Origin of the sequence: Flavobacterium sp. WC2409 (genome assembly GCF_041200085.1) — a bacterium.
Lineage (GTDB): Bacteria > Bacteroidota > Bacteroidia > Flavobacteriales > Flavobacteriaceae > Flavobacterium.
In genome coordinates, this window is sequence record NZ_CP165625.1 from 2,084,717 (window position 1) to 2,109,338 (window position 24,622).

Annotated in this window: 27 protein-coding genes; 25 read left to right on the forward strand and 2 right to left on the reverse strand. The window is 33.0% G+C overall.

Features of this window, described 5'->3' with window-relative positions:
* The first annotated feature begins 126 nt into the window (after positions 1–126).
* From AB3G34_RS08950 to AB3G34_RS08960, 3 genes are all read left to right on the forward strand, one after another.
* The gene (locus AB3G34_RS08950; RefSeq protein WP_367754100.1) at positions 127–447 is read left to right on the forward strand and encodes a gamma-glutamylcyclotransferase family protein; all 321 of its coding nucleotides are present in this window, start codon (positions 127–129) and stop codon (positions 445–447) included.
* Between the two features lie 50 nt (positions 448–497).
* Positions 498–1,259: a tryptophan synthase subunit alpha gene (gene trpA / locus AB3G34_RS08955; protein WP_367770957.1), complete on the forward strand. Its 762-nt coding sequence runs from the start codon at positions 498–500 to the stop codon at positions 1,257–1,259.
* Between the two features lie 135 nt (positions 1,260–1,394).
* Positions 1,395–1,910 (forward strand): N-acetyltransferase family protein, encoded by a 516-nt coding sequence (locus AB3G34_RS08960; protein ID WP_367770960.1) that lies wholly within the window; start codon positions 1,395–1,397, stop codon positions 1,908–1,910.
* A 117-nt stretch (positions 1,911–2,027) separates the two neighbouring features.
* On the opposite strand, the gene AB3G34_RS08965 is transcribed toward AB3G34_RS08960, so the two are convergent.
* Positions 2,028–2,591 carry a DUF4494 domain-containing protein gene (locus AB3G34_RS08965; RefSeq protein ID WP_369752192.1) on the reverse strand — a complete coding sequence of 188 codons (564 nt, stop codon included), beginning with the start codon at positions 2,589–2,591 and terminating at the stop codon, positions 2,028–2,030.
* Positions 2,592–2,922: 331 nt separating this feature from the next.
* Between AB3G34_RS08965 and AB3G34_RS08970 the strand changes: the two genes are divergently transcribed.
* From AB3G34_RS08970 to AB3G34_RS08985, 4 genes are read left to right on the forward strand one after another with little or no spacing between them, the layout of a single operon-like run.
* Positions 2,923–3,555, forward strand: coding sequence for a TetR/AcrR family transcriptional regulator (locus AB3G34_RS08970; RefSeq protein WP_367754114.1), 633 nt, complete (start codon positions 2,923–2,925; stop codon positions 3,553–3,555).
* Complete coding sequence (locus tag AB3G34_RS08975) at positions 3,545–4,873, forward strand: TolC family protein (RefSeq protein ID WP_367770967.1); 1,329 nt, start codon at positions 3,545–3,547, stop codon at positions 4,871–4,873. Before AB3G34_RS08970 ends, AB3G34_RS08975 begins: the two co-directional genes overlap by 11 nt.
* A gap of 12 nt (positions 4,874–4,885) precedes the next feature.
* A complete protein-coding gene (locus tag AB3G34_RS08980; RefSeq protein ID WP_367754118.1) occupies positions 4,886–5,965 on the forward strand; it encodes an HlyD family secretion protein in 1,080 nt (359 codons plus the stop codon).
* Between the two features lies 1 nt (position 5,966).
* On the forward strand, positions 5,967–7,547 hold the full coding sequence (locus tag AB3G34_RS08985; protein WP_369752193.1) for an MDR family MFS transporter: 1,581 nt from the start codon (positions 5,967–5,969) through the stop codon (positions 7,545–7,547).
* A gap of 63 nt (positions 7,548–7,610) precedes the next feature.
* On the opposite strand, the gene yaaA is transcribed toward AB3G34_RS08985, so the two are convergent.
* Entirely contained in the window at positions 7,611–8,369 is a 759-nt protein-coding gene (yaaA, locus tag AB3G34_RS08990; protein WP_369752194.1) for a peroxide stress protein YaaA, read from the reverse strand.
* A gap of 177 nt (positions 8,370–8,546) precedes the next feature.
* On the opposite strand from yaaA, the gene AB3G34_RS08995 reads away from it, so the two are divergent.
* The 18 genes from AB3G34_RS08995 to AB3G34_RS09080 all read left to right on the forward strand — a co-directional run bounded on the left by AB3G34_RS08995 (position 8,547) and on the right by AB3G34_RS09080 (position 24,620).
* Positions 8,547–9,068 carry a GNAT family N-acetyltransferase gene (locus AB3G34_RS08995; protein ID WP_369752195.1) on the forward strand — a complete coding sequence of 174 codons (522 nt, stop codon included), beginning with the start codon at positions 8,547–8,549 and terminating at the stop codon, positions 9,066–9,068.
* A gap of 72 nt (positions 9,069–9,140) precedes the next feature.
* A complete protein-coding gene (locus tag AB3G34_RS09000; RefSeq protein WP_369752197.1) occupies positions 9,141–10,148 on the forward strand; it encodes an LLM class flavin-dependent oxidoreductase in 1,008 nt (335 codons plus the stop codon).
* Between the two features lie 274 nt (positions 10,149–10,422).
* The gene (gene nhaA / locus AB3G34_RS09005; RefSeq protein ID WP_367754128.1) at positions 10,423–11,613 is read left to right on the forward strand and encodes a Na+/H+ antiporter NhaA; all 1,191 of its coding nucleotides are present in this window, start codon (positions 10,423–10,425) and stop codon (positions 11,611–11,613) included.
* The gene (locus tag AB3G34_RS09010; protein WP_369752198.1) at positions 11,594–12,934 is read left to right on the forward strand and encodes a TIGR00341 family protein; all 1,341 of its coding nucleotides are present in this window, start codon (positions 11,594–11,596) and stop codon (positions 12,932–12,934) included. Before nhaA ends, AB3G34_RS09010 begins: the two co-directional genes overlap by 20 nt.
* Before the next feature lie 236 nt (positions 12,935–13,170).
* The gene (locus AB3G34_RS09015; protein ID WP_367754132.1) at positions 13,171–14,019 is read left to right on the forward strand and encodes a transglutaminase domain-containing protein; all 849 of its coding nucleotides are present in this window, start codon (positions 13,171–13,173) and stop codon (positions 14,017–14,019) included.
* Between the two features lie 82 nt (positions 14,020–14,101).
* Positions 14,102–14,935 (forward strand): bifunctional helix-turn-helix domain-containing protein/methylated-DNA--[protein]-cysteine S-methyltransferase, encoded by an 834-nt coding sequence (locus AB3G34_RS09020; RefSeq protein ID WP_369752200.1) that lies wholly within the window; start codon positions 14,102–14,104, stop codon positions 14,933–14,935.
* Between the two features lie 139 nt (positions 14,936–15,074).
* A complete protein-coding gene (locus tag AB3G34_RS09025) occupies positions 15,075–15,335 on the forward strand; it encodes an Ada metal-binding domain-containing protein (protein ID WP_369752201.1) in 261 nt (86 codons plus the stop codon).
* The gene (locus AB3G34_RS09030) at positions 15,299–15,913 is read left to right on the forward strand and encodes an alpha-ketoglutarate-dependent dioxygenase AlkB (protein ID WP_369752202.1); all 615 of its coding nucleotides are present in this window, start codon (positions 15,299–15,301) and stop codon (positions 15,911–15,913) included. Before AB3G34_RS09025 ends, AB3G34_RS09030 begins: the two co-directional genes overlap by 37 nt.
* A gap of 183 nt (positions 15,914–16,096) precedes the next feature.
* A complete protein-coding gene (locus tag AB3G34_RS09035; protein ID WP_369752204.1) occupies positions 16,097–16,507 on the forward strand; it encodes a hypothetical protein in 411 nt (136 codons plus the stop codon).
* A 28-nt stretch (positions 16,508–16,535) separates the two neighbouring features.
* Positions 16,536–16,730 (forward strand): hypothetical protein, encoded by a 195-nt coding sequence (locus AB3G34_RS09040; protein ID WP_369752205.1) that lies wholly within the window; start codon positions 16,536–16,538, stop codon positions 16,728–16,730.
* A gap of 13 nt (positions 16,731–16,743) precedes the next feature.
* Positions 16,744–16,965 (forward strand): hypothetical protein, encoded by a 222-nt coding sequence (locus tag AB3G34_RS09045; protein ID WP_369752206.1) that lies wholly within the window; start codon positions 16,744–16,746, stop codon positions 16,963–16,965.
* Between the two features lie 196 nt (positions 16,966–17,161).
* Positions 17,162–18,676, forward strand: a complete 1,515-nt coding sequence (locus AB3G34_RS09050; RefSeq protein WP_369752209.1) for a fibronectin type III domain-containing protein — start codon at positions 17,162–17,164, stop codon at positions 18,674–18,676.
* A gap of 168 nt (positions 18,677–18,844) precedes the next feature.
* A complete protein-coding gene (locus tag AB3G34_RS09055) occupies positions 18,845–19,645 on the forward strand; it encodes a hypothetical protein (protein ID WP_369752210.1) in 801 nt (266 codons plus the stop codon).
* A 176-nt stretch (positions 19,646–19,821) separates the two neighbouring features.
* Positions 19,822–20,916 (forward strand): hypothetical protein, encoded by a 1,095-nt coding sequence (locus AB3G34_RS09060; protein WP_369752211.1) that lies wholly within the window; start codon positions 19,822–19,824, stop codon positions 20,914–20,916.
* A 165-nt stretch (positions 20,917–21,081) separates the two neighbouring features.
* Complete coding sequence (locus AB3G34_RS09065; protein WP_369752212.1) at positions 21,082–21,933, forward strand: tetratricopeptide repeat protein; 852 nt, start codon at positions 21,082–21,084, stop codon at positions 21,931–21,933.
* Between the two features lie 308 nt (positions 21,934–22,241).
* Positions 22,242–22,667, forward strand: a complete 426-nt coding sequence (locus AB3G34_RS09070) for a GNAT family N-acetyltransferase (RefSeq protein ID WP_369752214.1) — start codon at positions 22,242–22,244, stop codon at positions 22,665–22,667.
* 24 nt (positions 22,668–22,691) lie between these two features.
* Positions 22,692–23,168, forward strand: coding sequence for a DinB family protein (locus AB3G34_RS09075; RefSeq protein WP_369752216.1), 477 nt, complete (start codon positions 22,692–22,694; stop codon positions 23,166–23,168).
* A gap of 138 nt (positions 23,169–23,306) precedes the next feature.
* The gene (locus AB3G34_RS09080; protein ID WP_369752218.1) at positions 23,307–24,620 is read left to right on the forward strand and encodes a M16 family metallopeptidase; all 1,314 of its coding nucleotides are present in this window, start codon (positions 23,307–23,309) and stop codon (positions 24,618–24,620) included.
* The last annotated feature ends 2 nt before the right edge of the window (positions 24,621–24,622 follow it).

Genomic DNA, 24,622 nt, shown 5'->3' on the forward strand with positions numbered 1-24,622 from the left:
GGCTATTCGCTAAATTTTTTGTTTCGTTCCTAGAGACGGGACAAAACAAAAAGATACCGCTGCTATCCCTAACGCAAACAAAAACGAGAAGATTAAATTTTTAAATAAATTTTCAAAACAGAAAAAATGGAAAAATTATTCGCTTACGGAACCCTAAAAGACAAAGACATTCAAGAAGATGTTTTTGGACGAACACTTCGTGGAGTTCCTGAAACATTGATGGGATACGTAGTAAAAGAAATCCTAATTGAAGAAGAATTTGGAATGGAGCCTTATCCTATTATTGCTCCTACTCAAAACAATGAAGACACCATTGAAGGGATGGTTTATGATTTAACCGAAAAGGAATTGCAGCTTGCTGACACCTATGAAGGGAGCCATTACAAACGTGTTGAAGTACAGTTGCAGTCCAAAGAAATCGCTTGGGCCTACAGTGCAAAAATTTAAACACCTATAAATAAGCTAAAAACAGATTTTACATCTGAAAAAATACAAAAATGAACAGAATAAATCAAAAACTACAAGAAGGCAAAAAAATACTCTCTATTTATTTTTCTGCTGGATATCCTAACTTAAACGATACGGTACAAATCATTGAAGATTTAGAAAAAAACGGTATCGACATGATTGAGATTGGTTTGCCATTTAGCGATCCATTGGCCGATGGGCCTACTATTCAAGCCAGTTCGACTCAAGCCTTGCATAACGGGATGACAACGCAACTGTTGTTTGACCAACTAAAAGACATTCGTAAAACGGTTTCAATTCCGTTAGTGATTATGGGTTATTTCAACCCCATGTTGCAATACGGAGTAGATAATTTTTGCAAGAAATGCCAAGAAATAGGCATCGATGGCTTAATCATCCCAGATCTTCCAGTTGATGTGTATGCAGAACAATACAAAGTCACTTTTGAAAAATATGGCTTAATCAACGTATTCTTAATAACTCCACAAACATCTGATGCCCGCATTCATTTTATTGATAGCGTTTCTAATGGATTTATCTACATGGTAAGTTCAGCAAGTGTAACAGGATCTTCGGCAGGTTTTGGAAGCACGCAAGAAGATTACTTCAAGCGCATTGCGGGAATGAATTTAAAAAATCCACAAGTGATAGGCTTCGGAATCAACAATGCCGAAACCTTTAATCAAGCCACTCAATTTGCCAAAGGAGCCATTATTGGTAGTGCTTTTATTACGCATTTAACGGAAAATGGAACAGGAAAAATTGCCGAATTTGTAAAAGCAATTCGATAAATAAAAATGTATTTATATACCGCAAATTCGCAAATTATAATAGCTATTTATTTAATTTTCGATTTTGCGGTTTCCTTTTTCATCATAATGATTAGAAAAGAATCAATCAACTACAAATAAAAATCATTCCTCCTCATGAACTACCAATTTAGAAAAGCCAATCTATCCGAAATAACTCCTATTTGGGAAATATTACAACAAGCAATCATTCGAAGAAAAGTAGAAGGTAGTGCGCAATGGCAAGATGGTTACCCTAACCCGGATGTGGTACAAAATGACATTGAAAAAGGAGAAGGTTTTGTTCTGGTTGATGGAGAAACAATTATTGGGTACAGCGCAGTAATCATAAATGACGAACCTGCTTATGCTGGTATTGAAGGAAAATGGTTGACAAATGATGATTTTGTAGTAATTCATAGAGTCGCGCTTTCTGAAAACTATTTGGGCAAAGGACTCGCTAAATTGATTATGGGTTGTGTAGAAGATTTTGCACTACAAAACAATATTTACAGCATCAAAGCCGACACGAATTTTGATAATTTTCCGATGATGAAAACATTTGAAAGCCTTGGTTATGTTTTATGTGGCGACGTTTTTTTTAGAGGCGCTCCTAGAAAAGCATATGAAAAAGTATTGAATAAACGCAACTAGTTCCTATTCAGTACGAACTTCAATCTAAAAAGTAAAAGACCGCAAATTAGCAAATTATTAAAACCGCTTCATTGGTTTAATTTGCAAATTTGCGGTCTCTATTTTTTATAAATAGGATTAAACAGTAGTCTCTTCTTCAACCTCTTCTTCAGTTGCAAACTCCATATGATCTTCGACTTCTGCAACTACTTCTGGTTTAGAGGCTTTCAGTGCATTGAATCTTTCTAATTGTTCTAATTCTCCTTCTTCACCACTAAAATAAGGAAATACATCCATTATAGGCGATTCAGTAATAGCAGGAATACTATAATCTCCCATAGTTCCTTTCATCACCGCTGTTGTATTATCAAACGCTTCTTTTACATCATTGGCTTGCAATAAGATATACATATTGGTCTTGCGTTCTTTACCGCTTTCTTCGTCATAAGCCAATAAAGATACTTTGGATTTAAACCACCGATCACTATTTTCGAAGGGATGGATCTCCGCATAATTCGCCACTTTGATATTCGTGATTTTAAACTCTTCACTAATGTAAGCCGACATCTCTTCGTTAATTCTGCTCTCCGCCTCTGTATATGATAAAGCGTCAACTAAATAAGGTTCCGTTGTAACCTTTTGTAATCCAGTTTCATCAGTTTTTCTATATTTTACTTTGCATTCGTACCAAGTTGAACTCATAATTTTTTATTTAAGGATGTCAAAGATAGATTTTAAAGCAAAAAATAAACCCTATTCGTGAAATAGATATTCACAATTTCAAAATGATATTTAAACTGCTGACTTTCCAACTTTTTAATTAACAAAAAGGATACAATAATACAAACCCAATTGCGAAGAAGTAACCTAGAGCCTTTTAAAATAGATTTTTTTAATTTTTAAATTCCAAAATGCGTTCTAAAAATACAAGCACCAAAAAACACAACGATTTCAATGTTAATATTATGTTAAATTTAAATTAAACGATTGTTTAAATTAAACGGTTGTTTAATTTTGTGTCCAATTAAAAAGTATGTCAGTAGAAACCAATTTTAACGATAAGCAAATTCAAATACTACAAGTAGCTGAATCCCTTTTTGCCGAAAAAGGATTTGATGGTACTTCGATTAGAAATATTGCAAAAGAAGCCAAAATAAATATAGCAATGGTTTCTTATTATTTTGGATCAAAAGAGCGTTTGTTAGAATCATTAATCCTCTATAGAGCTACCGATATTAAATTACAATTAGACAATTTAATATTAGAGAATTTAGATCCAATGGAAAAGATTAACAAACTAATCGAATTATACATAGATCGTGTTCTTTGCTACAAAGGAATTTATAAAATTTTACATTTTGAATTTTCTTCTAAAAAGAGAAACGTAAACTTGGAGGCTTTTATTGAGTTAAAAAAAGGAAACTTAAAATCGCTAGAAACAATTATTGTTGAAGGTCAAGCAAAAGGTATTTTTAGAAAAGATATTATCATCCCACTTATAACACCCACAATACTAGGTACCTTTTTTCATTTCCAAACTAATAGACCTTTCTTTGAAACATTATTAAACCTTCATACCGACGAATTGTATAACAATTATATAAAAACTGATTTAACAAAACACATTCAACAAACAATAAAAGCGCTATTAATATATGAAAGTTAGTCAACTCATGCTTTTTGGATTTTTCTTTATTGGAATTTCCTCCGTGGAAGCACAAGACAAAACGAGTTTAACACTCGATCAAGCTATTCAAATGGCTTGGAGCAAAAGTAATGAAGTCACATTAGCAAACACAAAAGTGGAAACTTCAAGACTTGAATTGCAATCAACCAAAAATGACAAGTATCCTAACTTTAAAGTTTCTGGACAGTACCAAAGGTTAACTAAAGCTACTATTGACTTAAAAATCAATAACAATAGTAGTAGCTCAGAACCTATGCCAGTGGTTGATCAATTATTACTTGGGCAAGCCAATGCTACTCTACCTTTATTTGCTGGTTTTAAAACGGTAAATAAAATCAAGGTATCAGATAATATGTACCAGGCCGAGACTGCAAATGCATTACAAACTAAAGAAGAAGTAGCAATGAAAGTGGTTAATTTCTATGCTAGTTTGTATAAAGCACAAAAAACGGTGGAACTGCTAAAAGAAAATCAAAAAAGTGCAAAACAACGTGTAGTTGATTTTATTCAATTAGAAAAAAATGGAATCATTCCTAGAAATGATTTATTAAAATCACAACTTCAAGTTTCAAAAATTCAATTGACATTAGACAGAGCCATTAGCGATTTAAACGTGGTAAACTTTGAGCTGATTAGTCTTTTAAAAATGGACCCTAAGACAAAACTAGAAGTTAGAGAAAGTGATTTTGCTGACTTTCAAATGAATAATATTCCTACCGATGACCAACTTGCATTACAAAATCGTAAAGATCTTGAAGCGGTACAATTACAAGAAAAAGCAAGTTTGGCTAATATAAAAGTAGCGAAAAGTGGTTACTACCCTTCTATCTCGCTTATTGGAGGTTATACAGCCTTGAGTTTAAAAAATGTTATTACGGTGCAAAATGCAATGAATATTGGTGTTGGCGTATCTTACGATATCAGCGGGATTTTGAAAAACGGAACCAATGTAAAAATTGCGGAAAGCAAAGCACTTGAAATTCAAAACTCAGAGGCTATGCTTACTGACTACATCAAAATACAAGTTCAAAAAGCAATCGAAGATTATGATTTGGCTCTAAAACAAAATGTGGTTTATAACCAAGCAGTGGAACAAGCATCCGAAAATTATAGAATCATAAAAGATAAATATGACAATGGACTTTCGGACACCAATGATTTATTAGAAGCCGATGTCGAACAACTAGGCTCTAATATTAATAAAACATTGGCTAGAGCAAATGTTATTCAAAAATATTATGAGCTGCTTTCCGTAAGCGGACAATTAAACCAAACCTTCAATCTTTCAAAAATATAATCAATACCCAAAATGGAAAAGAAAAAATCAAACCCAAAGTTTATCATAATAATAGCTTCATTAGTGCTATTAGGTCTTGCTTATGGAACTTATAAATACATCCACTCGCTTTCTCATGAAGGGACTGATGATGCCCAGATTGAAAAAAACATGAATCCTATTATACCAAGAGTATCAGGATATGTGAGTAAAGTTTACATTAAAGACAATGACTTTGTAAAAAAAGGAGATACTCTTTTTACAATTGACAAAAGAGATTATCAATTAAAAATTGATGAAGCAACTGCAAATTTAGCTGCAGCCGAAGGAAATTTTGAAGTTTCAAAAGCGGATATTGGTAGTATTTTAGCTAGTATTTCAGTATCAGATGCCAACGTAAGATCAGCAGGTGGAAATATCGAATCTGCGAGAATTAAATTGGGACGTATGACTAGCGATTACAACAGGTATAATAATTTATATCAATCACATACGATTACAAAACAACAATACGAACAAGCATTAGCAGCAAAACAAGAAGCTGAAAATGAAGTTCGCATTTTACAACAGCAAGAAAAAGCGTCAGCTTTTCAAAAATCGGTTAATGTAGCTAAGTCAAAATCATCCGACAAACAAACGGATGTAGCAGCAGCCAACATTAAAAGAGCAAAAGCATTATTGGATACGGCCATTTTAAATTTAAGTTACACAATTGTAACAGCTGCAATTGATGGTCAAGTTTCTAAAATTGATATTCAACCAGGACAATTAGTTCAACCGGGACAATCCCTTTTTTATATCATCAATAACAATCAAGCTTGGGTTATTGCTAATTTCAAAGAAACGCAATTGAATAAAATGGTAGCTGGACAAAAAGTAACATTGAAAGTAGATGCGTATCCTGATTACGAATTTAAAGGGACTATCACTTCATTTTCACCAGCCACAGGGGCACGTTTTTCTATCTTGCCTCCTGATAATGCAACTGGAAATTTTGTTAAAACAATTCAACGTTTGCCTGTAAAAATTAATATCGATACAGACAACGATGTTGAGAAAATAAAATTATTGCGTCCGGGAATGAATGTGGATGTTGACGTACATATAAAATAAAATGGTAAAATCAGAAGACGATTTAGTAGAATACGGCTTTAGAAGAATCATTATTACAATAACAGCAGTACTATGTGCTTTACTGGAAATTGTAGATACTACTATTGTCAATGTTGCACTAACTAATATGCGAGGAAGCCTTGGAGCTACGTTAACTGATGTGGCTTGGGTAATTACTGCTTATGCTATTGCAAATGTAATTGTGATTCCAATGACGAGTTGGCTTTCACAACAATTTGGAAGACGTAATTATTTTGCCGTTTCCATCATCATTTTCACAACAGCGTCCTTTTTATGTGGTAATGCAACCAATATTTGGGAACTAGTAGCCTTTCGATTTATTCAAGGGCTTGGTGGTGGCGCACTATTGGTGACTGCACAAACGATTATTACGGAGAGTTATCCTATCGCTAAACGAGGAATGGCACAGGCTATTTATGGAATGGGAGTTATTGTGGGACCTACATTGGGACCACCCTTAGGAGGATATCTAGTGGATCATTTCTCTTGGCCTTATATTTTTTATATCAATATTCCTTTGGGAATTATTGCTACACTTTTGACTTTGTCTTTTGTTAGAAGTCCAAAATATGGTGAGAAATTAAAATCAAATCAAGTCGATTGGATTGGAATTATACTTTTGGCCTCTTTCATCGGTTCTTTACAATTTGTTTTAGAACACGGTCAGCAAGACGATTGGTTTAATGACGGATTAATACTAAGTTTAAGTGTTATCACCGTATTTGGCTTGATCTTATTTATTTGGAGAGAGTTAACCTATAAATACCCTATTGTAAACCTAAGTGTTTTAAAAGATGGAAATCTAAGAATTGGTACAGTCATGTGTTTCATTCTAGGATTTGGACTGTATGGTTCTACCTTGATTATCCCTATTTACACACAATCCATTTTGGGTTGGACCGCAACAGATGCTGGTTTATTATTGATTCCTGGATCGATAACAACTGCTTTCATGATGCCCATTATTGGGAAATTAATACAAAGAGGAGTTCCTCAAGGGTATATGGTAGGAATCGGATTTTTGATTTTCTTTTTCTTTACTTTAATGATGCATAACAACATGACTCCAGACACTGGAACTGAACATTTATATTGGCCTTTAATTTTAAGAGGAATTGGTTTAGGCTTACTATTTGTGCCCATTACAACCTTATCTCTTTCTACTTTATCAGGAAAACATATTGGTGAAGGTGCCGCATTTACAGGGATGATGAGACAATTAGGAGGATCATTTGGTATTGCTATCATCACCACGTTCATTACACGATTTAGTCAAGAACACCGTGTGAATTTATTAGCCCATTTAGATGGAAGTAGATTTGAAGTTCAACAACGTATTTCACAATTGCAACATGGTTTTATGTCTAAAGGTTTCACATCCAATGAAGCACTTAAAAAAGCGTATCAAGCCATTGATTATTCAGTTATGAAACAAAGCACCGTTTTATCATACATGGATATTTTCTTATATCTAGGAATTATGTTTTTATGTTGTATCCCGATTATCTTTTTAATCAAAAAAGGAAAAAACAAGATTAATCCTGCTGATGCCATGCATTAATACTAAACAAAAAAACGCCAATTTCACAATTGAAATCGGCGTTTTTTTATGTTTTAAAATTAACTATCTGGTAAAAACCAAATGATTGCCTTTGGATAAATTAGCATCAAATTGGTAGCCATCATAATTGAATCCTTTCAAATCATCAATCGTTTTGGCATTGGTATCAATAATATAACGCACCATCATTCCTCTCGCCTTCTTGGCAAAGAAACTGATTATCTTCAGTTTCCCATCTTTATAATCCTTAAAATCCGGCGTAATTACGGGAACTTTCAAGGCTTTTACATCAATTGCCGAAAAATACTCATTACTGGCTAAATTGATAAATAACTCGCCTTTTTTAAGTTCTTTATTCAACGCTTTCGTAATAGTAGATTTCCAATATTCATATAAGTTTTTGCTTTCGCCAATGGGTAATTTGGTTCCCATTTCCAGTCGGTAGGCTTGCATTAAATCCAATGGTTTTAACAAACCGTACAAACCAGATAAAATTCGCAAACTATCTTGTAAAGTAGCTAATTTATCTAATGGAATAGAATACCCATCCAAACCCGTGTACACATCGCCATCAAAAGTGTAAAGAGCAGGACGTGCATTTTCTATCGTAAAAGGCGTTTTCCAATCTTGGTTTCTCTTCCAATTTACGTCGGCCAATTTATCTGAAATATGCATCAATTCTGATAATTTTTTTGGAGATTCTTGTTTCAATACTTTATGAATCTGTCTTGATTCTTTCAAAAATGAAGGTTCCGTATGTTGTGTTGTGGGCAATTCTTTTTCAAAATTCAAAGATTTGGCAGGCGAGATAACAATTTTCATAAATAATCCTTTTTCAGGTTGATGCTATTAACGTCCCAAAAGTACAAATTGCAAATAAGAATTCCCTATTTGTAAATTGAATAGTTCTATGGAGAAATAGAAATTAAAAATGGTTTCAAGTTTTATTTACATTATTTTTGAGTTTGATAAGAAATTAAAAATATAGTTTAAAATATCATGACACTAATCTCCATAAAAAAAGCTTCTTTATCGGATTTAGATACGCTGCAAAAAATAGGTAAGCAAACCTTCATGGAAACATTTGAACCGGTAAATACCCCCGAAAACATTGCTAATTACCTGGAACAAAGTTTCAATACTACTCAATTGACAACCGAACTTAACAACCCTGACTCTCAATTTTATCTAGCTGTTTTAGAACAAGAAGTAATTGGGTATCTTAAAATAAATTTTGGCAAAGCCCAAACTGAATTAATCAATGAACGCGCTTTAGAAATCCACCGAATTTATGTATTACAACAATTTCACGGAAAAAAAGTAGGTCAACTATTTATTGATGAAGTATTGAAAGTGGTACAACAAAAACCTGTTGAATATATTTGGTTAGGCGTTTGGGAAGAAAATCATAGAGCAATAGCATTCTATACTAAAAATGGCTTCACTCCATTTGACAAACATATTTTTACACTAGGAAATGATGTTCAAACTGATCTATTAATGAAACGTCAAATCCATTAATGAACAGACTGCATCTCCACATTTAGAATACAAAGGGGACTTATATAACGTCTCCAAATTAAATCAATAACAATGAAAAAAAAATTCCATAACATCCCCATATCCATTTTAGATTTAGCCGTAATTTTAGAAGGAAAAACAGCAGCTAATTCTTTTAAAAATAGTTTGAGTCTAGCCCAAAAAGCAGAAAACCTTGGCTACAATAGGTTTTGGTTAGCAGAACATCATAATATGGCAAGTATCGCTTCATCAGCAACTTCAATTTTAATAGGTCATATCGCCAATGGGACTTCAACAATTAGAGTGGGCTCAGGAGGCATCATGTTACCCAATCATGCTCCTCTAATTGTTGCAGAACAATTTGGAACTCTAGCTTCCCTATATCCTGACCGCATTGATTTAGGTCTAGGACGTGCTCCAGGAACAGATCAATTGACGGCAAGAGCGTTACAAAGAAACGATCAGGCTGCATTTGAATTTCCAAAAACGGTACGAGAATTACAAGAGTATTTATCGATTGAAAATAGGGACTCACCAGTAAGAGCCATTCCTGGGGAAGGATTAAACATCCCCATTTGGATATTGGGTTCAAGTACGGATAGCGCTCGATTAGCGGCTTCGTTTGGGTTGCCTTATGCTTTTGCAAGTCATTTCGCACCACAACAACTGCTAGAAGCTTTACGCATTTATAGAACCAATTTTAAACCATCGGAACATTTAAAAGAACCGTACGTAATGGCTTGTGTAAATGTTACCGCTGCCGAAACTACCCATGAAGCACAAGTACTTGCCACTTCGATGCAAAAAATATTTTTAGGAATACTTACTAATGATAGGAGACCGCTACAACCTGCAGATGAGAATTTTAAAATCAATGACGAAGCAAAAAGTGTTTTGAGACAGTTTTTAGCCTATTCATTTGTAGGAAGCCCATCTGATATAAAAACAGCACTTGAGCAATTTGTTGAAGAAACTCAAATCGATGAACTTATGGTTGTTTCGCATATCTATGATCATGAAGCAAGATTAAATTCTTATAAAATTATTAAAGAATCACAAGATGTTACAAAAAAAGATTAATCCTATTTAATTTAAACTAACCATACCACAATTAGATTCAATGAATTGGAATCCTACTCCTTAAAAGAGATGTTATTTTAGGCAGATTGTAAAAAATAGGCCGTTAGAATACATTTTTAAAAATTTCTATTGCTAATTTTTAAAACATTATTATCCCTTTCTACAATGGGATTTACTTTGAATTGGTTATTTTTGTGAATCCTACCCTAACCAATAAAAATCAAATACGCCATCGGCACATTTCCGAGTTTTGGTAAAAAAAAATAAAGACTACATGAAAATAAAAATGAAGAAGACAATAAAGAAGATTTATAATAGTGAATTATTTAATGAGTTTTTTGAAAATGAGAAAGCCAGCGGAATCATCTTAATAGGATGCACTTTATTTTCCTTATTTATGGCCAATTCGATTTTCGGATCACAATATTTACATACTTGGCATACTCAATTTGCAGGTGAAAGCTTAGAATATTGGATAAATGATGGTTTAATGACCATTTTCTTTTTATTGATTGGATTGGAATTAGAGCGCGAAATATATGAAGGAGAATTATCCAATATAAAAGATGCTTTGTTACCTATTTTTGCTGCCTTAGGTGGTATGATAGTGCCCGCAGGCTTGTACCTTTTTCTAAATTATGGAACTGTTGCCCATTCAGGAGCAGGAATTCCTATGGCGACTGATATCGCCTTTGCCTTGGGTATCCTATCATTATTAGGAAGCCGAGTTCCGCTGTCATTAAAGATCTTTTTAACAGCTTTAGCCGTTATCGATGATTTAGGGGCTATATTAGTAATCGCCATTTTCTATACAAAAACCATTTTTTGGGGCAATCTATTTAGTGCTTTTGGAGTATTATTAGTTCTTTTCATATTAAATAGAATGAAAGTCCGTAATTTAATACCTTACCTTATTGGTGGTGTAATTATGTGGTGGTTCATGCTTCATTCAGGAATACATGCTACAGTTACGGGAGTATTATTGGCTTTTGTAATTCCTTTTGGTAATGGTGATAAAAAATCAACTTCTTATAAATTACAGCATTTTCTACATAAACCTGTTGGATTCATTATTCTTCCTTTATTTGCATTAGCGAATACCGCTATAGTAATTGGGGCTGATATCGTTGATATTGTAACACAACACTATAGTTTAGGAATCGCCTTAGGATTAGTCATAGGAAAACCTGTAGGTATATTTGTATTTAGCTTTTTAGCGGTTTCAGTAGGGTTATGTAAATTACCTGACGACTTAAATTGGAAAACAATATTTGCAGTAGGCTTTTTAGGAGGAATTGGCTTTACCATGTCAATATTCATTACATTACTTGCTTTTACTGATCAAACCATAATTAGCCATGCAAAATTTGCGATTCTACTTTCTTCATTAATTGCAGGTATAATTGGATTGTTATTCTTGAAAAAAACGTTAAAAGTGGAAGCAGATGCAAGCAACTCTAACTAAATTAATTGCTTATATCAACCTCCATAAAGGGGAAGAAGATAAAAATAAAGTCTTGGACGACGTAAAGTCCAACATTTCATTTAGAGGCTCTAATCTATGGATTTTAGCATGTGCTATTGTAGTGGCGTCTATAGGGTTAAATGTAAATTCGACTGCCGTAATTATTGGAGCGATGCTTATATCTCCGTTAATGGGACCTATTGTAGGTGCTGGATTTAGTCTAGGAATTTATGATTTTAATTTACTTAATAAGTCCCTCAAGAATCTTTTGGTAGCCACATTAGTTGGTTTATTTGTATCGACAATCTATTTCTATGTTAGCCCTTTTAAAGAAGCTCAACCGGAATTATTGTCCAGAACTGCACCCAATATCTATGATATTTTGATCGCCTTTTTTGGTGGAATTGTGGGTGCCGTAGCAATAACCCGAGTTGAAAAAGGAAATCCAATTCCGGGAGTAGCAATTGCAACTGCCCTAATGCCTCCACTTTGTACTGCTGGTTATGGATTGGCATTAGGGAATCTAAAATTCTTTTTTGGAGCTATGTATTTATACTCCATAAATTGTGTTTTTATTTGTATTTCCACTTTTTTAATTGTCAAGTTTCTAAAGTACCCTGTAAAAAAACAGCTAGATGAAAAGCATCAAAAACAAGTTAAAAATAGTATCACCATCTTAATCACACTTTTAGTACTTCCTAGTATTTATTTTGCCTACCAACTGTTTCAGGAAAAAAAATACCAACATCAAATAGATGTTTTTATGGAAACGGAATTTACAAATAAAGGGATTGCTATTTTATACAAAAAAACCAAATTCAATGTCAGTCCAAAAAAACTCGAACTTGGTTTTCTAACCAAACGATATAGTGAAAAAGAGATTAAAGCTCTTAATGAAAAATTAAAGCTTTATGATATCAACAACACTAAATTGATTGTGATACAAGACACCACAGATCTTAAAAGTGATATTCTAAACGAAATCAATTTCAACAAATCTGTATTAAGTCAAAAAGATGTGACGATATTAAATCTAAAAAAAGAAATTACAAATAATAGATACGATAACAAAGCCATTCTATCCGAGATAAAAATTCTATTTCCTGAGATTGAAAACATTTCGATATCCAATCATACTTTTAATGAAAACACCGACAGTACAAAAATAGTTCCTGTTGTCATTTATAATAGTAAAAAAGAAATATCTGATTCCTCAAAAGCAAAATTAACTCTTTGGTTAGAACAACGCTTGACAAAAAAAGAAATCGAAATTTATAATAATCCCACTAAGGAAAAAACCACTGGTAAAACTAAAAAATAATCTTTTGACACACTAGTTTCATAAAGAAGCCCCTTCTGATTAAATCACAATCTTGACTTATCTCGATTGTGATTTTTTTTTGTTCTAGTTCATCCTAGCAAAGTATAAATTCGATTTTCTTCAAAACACGCATTTTACCCAAATAATCTGATTATAATCGGTTAATTTAGTTAATACTGCATTTAATTATTAGCTTTAAATTAGTTTGACAGACACGAACCTAAATTTCACACATTATGGGTAAATCTTTACACTGGTACTTACGAAGACATCCTTTATTATACAAAATACGCTATAGATTAGTTTCTAAAAAAGTGCCTGTATCTACTATTGAAAAATTTTGCTACAATACAATCAATAAGAAAAAAGATATCCCATCTCTTTATTTTGAGTTGAACCAATCCATTTTTGGTGATAACTATAAAAATCGAACTGATCTAAAAAAGGCGAAAAAAATTGCGAAATGGCTTAAAAATAATATTAAAGGAGGGCCTGGCTTGGGGAAATCATCTCAAAACGCATTGATTAAAATGCTTGCTGGACAAGGTGGCGTTTGCAGTGATTTAGCACAGGTATTTAATAATTTTTGTGTTATTAATGATCTAAAAGTAAAGGAATGGGGCTTAAAAATTGAATCCAAAGACAGTAATCTTAGAGGGGGACATTCCTTCAATGAAGTGTATTCTAGCGAATTAGAAAAATGGATTGCAATTGATGTTTCAAAGTCGATTTTATTTTATCAAACGAATTCGAAACAACCCCTATCGGTTATCGAAATGATTGATTTAAAAACAGAAAACCAAGAAATTTATTTTACTAATTTCAACAAAAAAAAGCAACTTGACGAAGACCGCGTTAGAGATCTTTACTTCACCCCTAATTCAAACCCTTTTTTAATTACCCATTACAGCAATAAAACCTACGATACTTTTCTGGATACTTTAGGATTTCTTCCAGAATCCATTATTCACGGATTAATTTATCTTACGGGGAACAGTTATGTATATGAGTTTCCGATTATTACCTCTAAAAAGCAAGTAGCTGCCAATAAAATAGTGGTTCAAGAACACCATTTTTCCATTTAAAAGTCAAGTAAAACTAAAAGTAGCAAGTTTCGGATTTTATACTCCTATTTAACTTCCGATATTTGTCTTCTAAAAACAAACCATGGATACTCCTGAAGCCCTTAATTACCATCGCATAGCTACCGCAATTGAATACATTAAAAATCATTTTAAAGACCAACCCAATCTGGATGAAGTGGCTGCCAAAGTAAACCTAAGCCCATTTCATTTTCAGCGTCTTTTTACGGAATGGGCAGGCACAAGTCCCAAGAAGTTTCTACAATACATTAGCGTAGCCCATGCTAAGAAATTACTGAAAGAAAACCAAACCACCCTTTTTGAAGCAGCCTTTGAAACAGGACTTTCGGGCAGTAGTCGCCTGCATGATTTGTTTGTCAACATCGAAGGTATGACACCCGCGGAATATAAAAATGGGGGTAAAAACCTAGTCATCAATTATAGTTTTGCTTTCACTCCTTTTGGGACCATTATTGTGGCTTCGACTACAAAAGGAATTTGCTATATGGCTTTTTCCGAAGAGAAGTTGTCGGCAATTACTACTTTGCAAAGTCAGTATCCCAATGCCCAATTCCAGGAAAGAGAAGATCAATTGCAACAAAATGCTTTACATATTTTTAAGAATCCTAAGGATAAACTACAAGAAATAAAACTGCATCTCAAAGGCACTAATTTCCAACTAAAAGTATGGGAAACGTTGCTTAAAATCCCTTTAGGCCAACTCACCACTTACGGTGGCATCGCCCAACAAATAGATAAACCAAATGCCTCCAGAGCGGTGGGCACAGCTATTGGCAAGAATCCCGTAGCGTTCTTGATTCCGTGTCACCGCGTGATTCAGTCCACAGGAACACTGGGCGGTTATATGTGGGGAAACACTCGAAAAACAGCGATTATAGGTTGGGAAGCCTCTAAATAGTAGTAAAATCTATGCCGCTATCTGGTAAAAATTAAATTGCAAATAGAATTAGGGCGTGCCCCTACGGGTCGGGCTTTACGTTACAATCTCCCGTAAAAACGGGAGGATTTCCACTGCAATCCCTCACGCAAATCCAACTATGATCACACACACTCAAATCACCGATACCGAGCTTAAAGTCAAAATCAAGAACCAAGAAATTGCCTTTGGCGGCAACCTCAAACTCCACATTTACGGAACCCTACATTGCAAATCTGGTAAACGATTAAAAAGAGAAAATCGCGTATTTTTTTCCTCCGAAGATGAAGCAATCCAAAACAATTTCCGACCTTGTGGTCATTGTATGAAAACCCAATATAAGCAATGGATTTATTCAACCCAGAACCAGACCAAAACATAAACCTATTGCCCAAAGATGGCACCGTAAACTATTATGGTACGTTGATGACGCCAACCAAAGCCAATGAATATTTGGCCGAACTACTCGAAAACATCGCCTGGCAAAATGACCAAGCCATCATTTTTGGCAAACTCATTATTACTAAACGCAAAGTCGCTTGGTATGGCGATGCCAATTACAACTACACCTACTCTAACACCACCAAACAAGCCTTGCCTTGGACAGCCGCTTTACTGGAACTCAAAGCACTGGCCGAAGCCACCACGGGCGAAACCTACAATTCCTGCTTACTCAATTTATACCATGACGGCAACGAAGGCATGGCGTGGCATAGCGATGGAGAAAAAGACCTCAAGAAAAATGGCGCCATCGCTTCCCTAAGTTTTGGTGCCGAACGCAAGTTTGCTTTCAAGCACAAAGAAACCAAAGAAACCGTTTCTAGAATACTACAAAACGGCAGCCTGCTGGTCATGAAAGACCAAACCCAAACCCACTGGTTGCACCGCCTGCCACCTACTAAACTCATCAATAAACCCAGAGTAAATCTCACTTTTAGAACAATTGTGGTAGGGCAATAAATTAATTCCTAAATATCACTAAATGTGGGTATAGGATTATTAATTTATAATTAAGTTATTTACTACAAAGTAAATTAACAGCAATACCATTGTATTGAAAAGGCAATAGAAGTTGATGTTATATACAAGTTGTGAGCAATTTTGCGAATAACCGAGAGAATTCAATATATAAAACAAAAAAATATGACAGCAGAAATTTTAAAAACTAAATCTAAAGAAGAAGTTTTAGACTTTATCAGAGAAAGACTTTCATTTGGTAACGAAGTAAGTTCACATTTGAGACAAATAGATAAAGAGAATTTCAAAAAAGAACATCGTAGATTTGATATGTCTGGTTACGAAAGTAAAACGGGTGAGTGTACCATTTTAAATATGGGGATTTTAAATGAATTCGCTGACTTGGGTATCTATGATTATACATCTTATTTGTTTTTAGATTTTTACAAAGGTTCGCCAACATTGTATTTAAAATATTTTCACGAAAATGAAAACATAGAAATTGATGAATGGAGTGGATATGGAACAACTGAAATTATTTACAAAATATTTGAACGTACAATCTTTTCTAATAAAGGAAAAAGAAGAAGAGATTAGTAATTTAATCGTCATAAAAAAAACAATTATGAGAGAAGCATTTGATGTAGAATATAAAGGACGTATTTTCAATTTTGAATTAGACAAAAAAGATGGATTGATTTGGTTAATTCAAGATGACGAAATAAAATCTAAAACAAATTCTGGACAAGTTATTCCTGCTAGAAATATTGATGAAGCAAAAGAAACTGCAAAAGTAATGCTTTACGCTATGGGATATTAAAATTAAAAACTGAATGATAACAGCCCGAAAATTAGAAGAATTCGGTTTCGTAAAAGAGACAAAAGAAAATGAAATAATATATTACAAAGGTATTTATGGATTAAAATATGAATCCAATAATTGGCTTATTATAGGAAAGCACTCAGGAGAAAATATAACAGGAATGAACGTTATTGAAACCGTTAAAGATTTAAAGAAACATTACAAAGAATCAACTGGATTGGAACTGAATTAAGATTAAAAACTGCTCACAACAGCTGTTTTGATATAGTGGGGTTTTAGTGGAATTACCGTTTCGCCTCAACTATTCTGCAAAGCAGAAAGTTGAAAGGTTACGAATTCCCCACCATCTCAAAGCAGCGACACGTTGTATGCTATTTTAATTTTAAACCAAGACCCTACGTTAAACCATAAACATTAACAAACAAGAAATGAGAAAACTTTTTTTCCTACCAATTATTTTAACTCTATTAAATTTTGCTACAAGCTGTTCAAAAGATAATTTAGAAGAACCAATTGTTGAAAAGCCTAAGGAAGTAGTAAACAAAGCACCAAATGATTTCGAAATCACTATTAAAAGCGTAACAGATAATACAGCAACTTTAAATTGGCAGAAAGCGATAGATCCAGATAATGATTCAGTAACGTATACCATTTATCTTGGTCAAACTATTATTTTAGATAATGCAACTAGTCTTGAATGTAAATTGACGGGGCTTAATGAACTTACAAATTATACAGGTAAAATAATTGCAAAAGATAGTAAAAATAATCAAACCATAAAGACCTTTTCTTTTAATACAAACAAATATTTTTTAAAGTTTATTAAAGCATATGACTATGCAGATGGTCAATATTCAAAACATGGTTCACCATATTCAATGATAAAAACAAATGATGGGAAGTATGTAATTACAGGCTCTTCTAACTTTAATGATAGTGGTGCACAGTTCTTTGTTTTAAAAACCGATTATCAAGGCAACGAATTATGGAAAAAGTTTTATGGATATCAAATTGGCAGCTCAATGAATTTTAAAATAACTCAGACATCAAATGGGTTTATTCTTGCTGGATCTCATCACGTTTTAAATATTGACAATGACGGCAACATAAAATGGCATAAAGAATTATTAAGCTATGATAGCTCAGGTGAAATAAAATCTGTAAAAATAGATTCTTTTGGCAATATTTTTCTAGTTGGAACAAGTGGTACTTCTGTTAATCCTGAAATAATGGTAGAAGGGGTATTAACAAAACTAGATAATTCAGGAAATGTCATTTGGGAAAAAGCTTTCAATCCATCATTGATTAGTGAATTTAATGATTTAATCATTACTTCATCAAACAATTTAATAATACTTGGTTCAACTGAAACTTCAGGCACAACACGAGAGCAGTTCATTAAAGGTCCATCGTCAGTTGTACAGATGGATTTTTGGGTGTTGAATATTAATAACAATGGTGAAAAAATTTGGCAAAAAACTTATGGAGACGGTAAATATGACTTTCCAAGTCAAATTATAACAACCAGAGATGGCAATTATGTCTTTACAGGATACAGTTGGGGTGCATATGATATAAGTTATAGGAGACTGTTTAAAATTGATAAAGAAGGCAATGAAATATGGGGTAATACCTACAACACGTCATCTACATCAATTTACTCGGTAGCGGAAACTTCCGATAATGGATATATTTTAGCAGGCACCTTAGATTCTGGTAGTTATGATGGCGTTGGGCTATTCAAATATGATAGTAATGGCAATCCTATATGGGAAAAAACGTATAGAGAAGATTTTACTCATCTTCGGGGATATGCTGTAGTTGCTGAAGATGATAGAGGGTTTAGAATTGCAGCAACTAGATTTAAATATAATTACGACGATGGAGATAGACCTAAATTGCTAGTATATAAAACAGATCCCGAAGGTAATATTGCTGAATGAATAATAAAAACGGCTTATAACAGCAGTTTAGCAATATGGCGGGTTTAGGCTTAATTTAAAGTTAGTCTTATGCTTGCAAAATTAGTGTTTAACCGTAAGTTTAGGCTTCCTTAATCCGCCACATCGCCAAGCTGCCAAACGTTAGCCATAATACCAAACAAATAATAAATGAAACAACTTTTAATATTTTTAACTATCGGAATCTTACTTTTTTCTTGTTCTAGTAATGAAGAAGAAATTGAGAACGATCAAAATAATGCCCCTTTGATAACCAAAATGAGTCCTTACGGTCTAACTTCAGAAAATCAATCTGGATTGTACACTTATTTTGAATATGACAATGCCAAACGATTAACTAAAAAATCGGGAAAATTTATTGAAATAAATCCCAGAACATTTTATATCAATGAAATATATACTTCTTTAGAATATGACAATAATACAGTTACTGTTGAAAACTTCACAACATTAGTGGGAAAGTCAGTTCCTAAGGAATCTATTTACATTACTTTAAATAAATCAATGCAAATTGAGAAAAAAGAAATTCCAAATGGTTATAATAACTCTTGGCATAGAAAACTTGTTTATTATTATTCAGACAATAAACTTGTGGAAATAAAAACAACTTTTCCAAATACACCTTATACTTTTCCGGATAATTATTTGTTGACTTATTCAGAAAAATTTTACTATGACTCTAATAGCAATTTAAGCAAAACTGAATATTTTGAGCAACGTAATGGCGTAAATAAAGGTGAAAAAATTGTTCGAATATTTGAAAATTATGATGATTCTATAAATCCTTTGAAAAGGTTTTATTTATTAGATCAGTATTTCTACGGATCCATCTCAAAAAACAACTACACGAAATATACTGAAATACATTACGATGATGATGTGGAAACTACAAAATATGAAAGTAACTGGAAATATTTGTATGACGAAAAAGGAAATATTTTGGTTAATTAATTATTGAGATAGTACTATGGCTAACAGCGGTTTTGATATAGCTGGAATTTAGTGGTATTATCGTTTCGCAACATATTTTCTGCAGAGCCGAAAATTGAAAGATTACGAATTTCCAGCCATCCCAAAGGCATAACGTTGGCAGAAATATTAACCAAAAAAACAGAAAGAAGTAACACATGGAAGAAAGCTTTAAGACGTACGAAAAAACTATTAAAAAAAAGCATAGCTTTGGTTGGACACCACAATTTGAAGATGAATTTAGAACTAATTTAAATGAAAAAGTTTTTATTCCAATTGCAGAAAAAACATTTGAAAAACTAAATTGGGATTTAGTTTTTAAAGATGATAAAAATGTTGAAGCGAAAAGAAAAGAAAGTGCTTTCGGAATTGAAAAGTGGACAGAAGCTATTACTGTGAATTACAATCACGGAAAAATTTCTGTTAGAAGTGAATCTTTAGGTAATGAGATGTGGGATAATGGCAGAAACTCAAAAAGAGTAAATCTATTTATTCACACTTTTAAAGAAACAGAAAAAAGTTTTGACAGAGAATCTCTAGAAAAATTAGAAATTGAAGTTGATAAAAAAAATAATTGGGATGATTATGGTATTCCCGAAAATCTTCCAAAACCAAACGAACCGAAAAAATCTAATTTTGTAATACCATTAGTTGGTGGCATTATTCTTTCCGTTGTTTTAGCTTTTATTTTAGCAAAAGTTTCTATTAAAGGCCTTTATATAATAGGATTATTTGAATTTATAGTTGCTATGGCAATTGCTTTTTCGTTGAAATATTTAATAAAATTCTCAAATTTTACCGAATTCAAAAAACTACAATTCTTGCTAATTGGAATTATTATTCTGACTTATGTTTTAAATCAGTATTTCCAATACGAAATAATTTTAAGAGAAAACAACTATGAGAGAATTGGATTCTTTGAGTTTATAAAACTTAGATTAGAAACTGGGTTGACAATTAAAAAATTAAATACAGGTTGGATAGGATTATTAATTAGTTGGGGTTTACAATTTGTTATTACTTATTATGTTGCATTATTAAGACTTATTTCAAATATAACTTCTTTTCAATTAGAAAGAGTTCCAATGGAAGTTGTAGATTTTGCTTTCTATTATTTTGTAAAAGGAAAAACTGAAGAAGAAGTTCGTCAAGAATTATCGAAAAAAGGTTGGACTGAAAAACAAAATCAAGATGAAGTTTTTGAGGCAATCGCTGGTCTTCAAGGTGCAACAGAAATAAATCGTATGAAATAAATACTACTGCCAAACGCTATTTTGAGCCAGTGGGGTTTTAGTGGAATTAACGTTTCGCATCAAGTTTTCGTTAAGCCAAAAATGGAGCGGATACGAACTTCCAGCCATCTCAAAGGCAAAACGTTAGCGGTTATATTACAGCAGAACTTTAAAAAACAACATTTTATGAAATATATTTTAATCCTTTTTACATTTTTTTCAATTACTTTAAATGCTCAAAATATTTTAAAGTTTGACAAAACAAACGTTCAATGTGAAGATAAGTGGATTGCATACCAAATGGAAAAAGATAGTACTTATACATTAGGATTTATTTATATCGATTCACAAGCAGGATTAACCTTAAACTATGAGGGAAAATTTAAAATTGAAAAAGATGGTAAATTTATTAGAATAGATAATGAAACTAAAAATGAAGTAGGTTTTATAAAAGCAAGGCTTCAACCAAACAGAACTGCAATAGCTGAAATTCCTGAAGCAAAATTTAAAGAACTAAATATTGAAAAAACACCTAATTGGTTAAAAACATATAAAACTGATGAAAATTCTGTTGAAAGATTATATCGTTGGGGTTATATGTATAATGGCTGGAACGAATGCGAGAAGGCTTTAACTTTTTTAGAAAAAGCAGATAAAATTAATCCGAAATTTAAAGGATTACAAACTGAATTAGCATTTTCTTATAATGCTTTACAGAAATTTGATAAGGCAGAAATATCATTAAAAAAAGCAATTATAGAAAATCCAGAAGACTGTTATACTTATAAAGAATTGGCTTATACTTATACAAAACTTTTGAATTTTGAAAAAGTAGCAGAAACTTATTTAACAATGTCTAAAATTTGTAAGGAACAAAATTTCATTCAAGAAACTGCATATAATTTAGCATATGAATATTTTAAAACAAAAGATGTAATTAAGTTTAATAAGTGGAAAAGTGAGGCTGAAAAATGGTCTAAATCTGAAAATCAGTACACACAAAACTTAAATAAAATGGAATCTGAATTAAATAAATAAAAAATACAACCGCCAACAGCCCCTCCGCTACCGAATCCTTTCGTGTGGTACTTGTTTGGTAAAGCACTAGTTTTCAATTCAATTTCAAGCGCAACCTACTGGATCAATCCTGTGATGTGGTAGATAATTAAGAAACTAATCATTCTATTTTAGATCCATTAAATTGAGTTCCAAAGTACGTATCCATTCATTATTCGAATAAATATTTAGGTTTGATTTTGAATTATAATTTTACAAAGTCATTTGAAAAATAAATAGTAAATTAGTATTCTAATTTGAATTTAAATCCATTCCTAAAACCACATATAATGGCAGCAATTACAATCGCAATCACTGATCAAGAAATTTTGATGTGCTGGGAAGCACTTTATGCATTAAGACCCATGTTGCAACCCCATCTTTTTGTGAATCAAATAAAAGAAATGCAAAAGGAAGGATATGTTCTTTTATACATAATCGAAGATCACAAAGTAGTTTCAATTGCTGGATATCGCATTTATAGTATGCTCTATTGTGGTAAAATGTTGTATATCGATGATTTGTCCACCCTTGAATCAGCTAGAGGAAAAGGACACGCATCTATGTTATTGAAACATCTTTATGAAATTGCGGCTAATCAAAATTGTAAAGCGGTTCATCTAGACAGTGGACACCTAAGAACGGTAGCACACAAACTATACTTCAAAGAAGATTTTACCATCAGTGCGTTTCATTTTAGCAAACCCATTGTATAAGTTGGGTACAATTATATAAACAGTATGATGCTAAAAAGAAGAAATGCAGTACTTGCCTTAGTAGCCGAATATGAAAAAGTACTTCGGGAATTACAAGCAGTGATTGAAGGTATCAGTCACACTACTTTAGTTGCAATTCTTGATGAAACGACTACCAACCCCGACTGCAAATCCATACAAGCGATGCTAACACATGTTGTCAGTGCTGGATATTCCTATTGTATTTACATCCAAAATTTAAAAGACCCAAATGCCAAACGACCCGATAAAAAGTATCATTCCAGCATTTCTGATTACAAAGAGGACTTAGATGCTGTAATTGCTTTTACCCAAAAAACCTTTGAATCCATTCACGATGAGGAACTCGAAGAATATGACAATTCGAAAAAAATAATGGCTTCTTGGGGGCAATTGTATGACATCGAGCAATTGATGGAACACGCTATTGTACATATTTTGAGACACCGAAGACAAATAGAAAGTTTTAAAAAAAACAACTAGAAAAAACATACAAAAACCCATTTTTAACTGTAACAATTAGCATAAAAACAGTCTAACAAAAATATAGGCTTTGAAAGGTAGCATAATTGCTATTTATATTTTCCTTACACCCTTTAACCATTTAATAAAAATTGTACTATGAAAAAAATAATACTGCCGCTGTTTCTTTTGCTGTCTTTTATTTCTAGGGCACAAATGAAAGCAGATGATGTAAAAACATTCACTCTTAAAAACGGAATGAAATTTCTGGTTGTGGAGGATTTTTCGATTCCCAATGCCAATATGTATTTGTTTTACAAAGTAGGAAGTCGCAATGAACACCAAGGAATTACGGGACTTTCGCATTTTTTTGAACACATGATGTTTAATGGAGCAAAAAAATATGGCCCAAAACAATTTGACCGTACCATGGAATTTAATGGTGGTGCGAATAATGCTTATACCACCGAAAATGTAACCGTATACACAGATTGGTTTCCAGCATCGGCCACCGAGACTATTTTTGACTTAGAAGGCGATCGTATTGCCAGTTTGAGTATTGATCCCAAAATGGTGGAAAGCGAAAGAGGCGTGGTATTAAGTGAGCGCAGTACAGGATTAGAAAACTCCCCTTGGAGACTTTTATCACAATCGATGCAAGCCACTGCTTTTCAAGAACATCCGTACCACTGGCCAGTTATAGGTTATGAGGATGATATGAAAAACTGGACACAAGCAGATTTAGAACACTATTTTAAAACCTATTACGCCCCTAATAATTGTGTAGTAGTTGTTTCAGGAGCAATCAAATTTGACCAAGTAAAACAATTTGCCGAAAAATACCTAGAGCCAATTCCCGCACAACCAGCTCCACCAGTGGTACATATCGTGGAACCAGCACAAAAAGGAGAACGCAGGATTACGGTTCAAAAAGAAGTGGCTAACCCCTACCTCATGATTGGATACCATACGCCAGAATCAAAAAACGAAGATTATTATGCCTTGAACATATTGAGTTCTATACTTTCAAGTGGAGAATCCTCAAGATTATATACTTCACTAGTAGACCAACAGCAAATTGCCAATCAAATCTTTACCGATTATGGGGATAGTTTTGACCCAGGACTTTTTAATATTTATGCCGTTGCTAATACTAATGTTAGCGAAGTGGATTTAGAAAATGCGATCTATACTGAAATTGAAAAAATAAAAAAAGACGGAATCAGTGAAAGAGAGCTTCAAAAAATAAAAAATCAAAAGTTAATGGAATTTTACGGTCAGGTAGAAACCATCAACGGGAAGTCGAACAATATTGGAACCTATGAAGTCTTTTTTGGTGATTATAAAAAAATGTTTGACGCACCAAAAAACTACAATAAAGTTACCGTAGCTGATGTACAGCATGTAGCCAAAAAATACTTCACAAAAAGCAATCGAACTGTAGGTGTATTAAAAACTAATGTAGAAAACTAATT

Coding starts and splice junctions, on each gene's coding strand:
- yaaA (WP_369752194.1), bottom strand. CDS start 8,369: ATGAAAATTGTTATCTCGCCTGCCAAATCTTTGAATTTTGAAAAAGAA.
- AB3G34_RS09035 (WP_369752204.1), top strand. CDS start 16,097: ATGACAGCAGAAATTTTAAAAACTAAATCTAAAGAAGAAGTTTTAGAC.
- AB3G34_RS08975 (WP_367770967.1), top strand. CDS start 3,545: ATGAAAGTTAGTCAACTCATGCTTTTTGGATTTTTCTTTATTGGAATT.
- AB3G34_RS08960 (WP_367770960.1), top strand. CDS start 1,395: ATGAACTACCAATTTAGAAAAGCCAATCTATCCGAAATAACTCCTATT.
- AB3G34_RS09040 (WP_369752205.1), top strand. CDS start 16,536: ATGAGAGAAGCATTTGATGTAGAATATAAAGGACGTATTTTCAATTTT.
- AB3G34_RS09080 (WP_369752218.1), top strand. CDS start 23,307: ATGAAAAAAATAATACTGCCGCTGTTTCTTTTGCTGTCTTTTATTTCT.
- AB3G34_RS09050 (WP_369752209.1), top strand. CDS start 17,162: ATGAGAAAACTTTTTTTCCTACCAATTATTTTAACTCTATTAAATTTT.
- AB3G34_RS09010 (WP_369752198.1), top strand. CDS start 11,594: ATGCAAGCAACTCTAACTAAATTAATTGCTTATATCAACCTCCATAAA.
- nhaA (WP_367754128.1), top strand. CDS start 10,423: ATGAAAATAAAAATGAAGAAGACAATAAAGAAGATTTATAATAGTGAA.
- AB3G34_RS09030 (WP_369752202.1), top strand. CDS start 15,299: ATGGATTTATTCAACCCAGAACCAGACCAAAACATAAACCTATTGCCC.
- AB3G34_RS08980 (WP_367754118.1), top strand. CDS start 4,886: ATGGAAAAGAAAAAATCAAACCCAAAGTTTATCATAATAATAGCTTCA.
- AB3G34_RS08985 (WP_369752193.1), top strand. CDS start 5,967: ATGGTAAAATCAGAAGACGATTTAGTAGAATACGGCTTTAGAAGAATC.
- AB3G34_RS09015 (WP_367754132.1), top strand. CDS start 13,171: ATGGGTAAATCTTTACACTGGTACTTACGAAGACATCCTTTATTATAC.
- AB3G34_RS09065 (WP_369752212.1), top strand. CDS start 21,082: ATGAAATATATTTTAATCCTTTTTACATTTTTTTCAATTACTTTAAAT.
- AB3G34_RS08950 (WP_367754100.1), top strand. CDS start 127: ATGGAAAAATTATTCGCTTACGGAACCCTAAAAGACAAAGACATTCAA.
- AB3G34_RS09025 (WP_369752201.1), top strand. CDS start 15,075: ATGATCACACACACTCAAATCACCGATACCGAGCTTAAAGTCAAAATC.
- AB3G34_RS09045 (WP_369752206.1), top strand. CDS start 16,744: ATGATAACAGCCCGAAAATTAGAAGAATTCGGTTTCGTAAAAGAGACA.
- AB3G34_RS09060 (WP_369752211.1), top strand. CDS start 19,822: ATGGAAGAAAGCTTTAAGACGTACGAAAAAACTATTAAAAAAAAGCAT.
- AB3G34_RS08970 (WP_367754114.1), top strand. CDS start 2,923: ATGTCAGTAGAAACCAATTTTAACGATAAGCAAATTCAAATACTACAA.
- AB3G34_RS09070 (WP_369752214.1), top strand. CDS start 22,242: ATGGCAGCAATTACAATCGCAATCACTGATCAAGAAATTTTGATGTGC.
- AB3G34_RS09020 (WP_369752200.1), top strand. CDS start 14,102: ATGGATACTCCTGAAGCCCTTAATTACCATCGCATAGCTACCGCAATT.
- AB3G34_RS08965 (WP_369752192.1), bottom strand. CDS start 2,591: ATGAGTTCAACTTGGTACGAATGCAAAGTAAAATATAGAAAAACTGAT.
- AB3G34_RS09055 (WP_369752210.1), top strand. CDS start 18,845: ATGAAACAACTTTTAATATTTTTAACTATCGGAATCTTACTTTTTTCT.
- AB3G34_RS08995 (WP_369752195.1), top strand. CDS start 8,547: ATGACACTAATCTCCATAAAAAAAGCTTCTTTATCGGATTTAGATACG.
- AB3G34_RS09000 (WP_369752197.1), top strand. CDS start 9,141: ATGAAAAAAAAATTCCATAACATCCCCATATCCATTTTAGATTTAGCC.
- trpA (WP_367770957.1), top strand. CDS start 498: ATGAACAGAATAAATCAAAAACTACAAGAAGGCAAAAAAATACTCTCT.
- AB3G34_RS09075 (WP_369752216.1), top strand. CDS start 22,692: ATGATGCTAAAAAGAAGAAATGCAGTACTTGCCTTAGTAGCCGAATAT.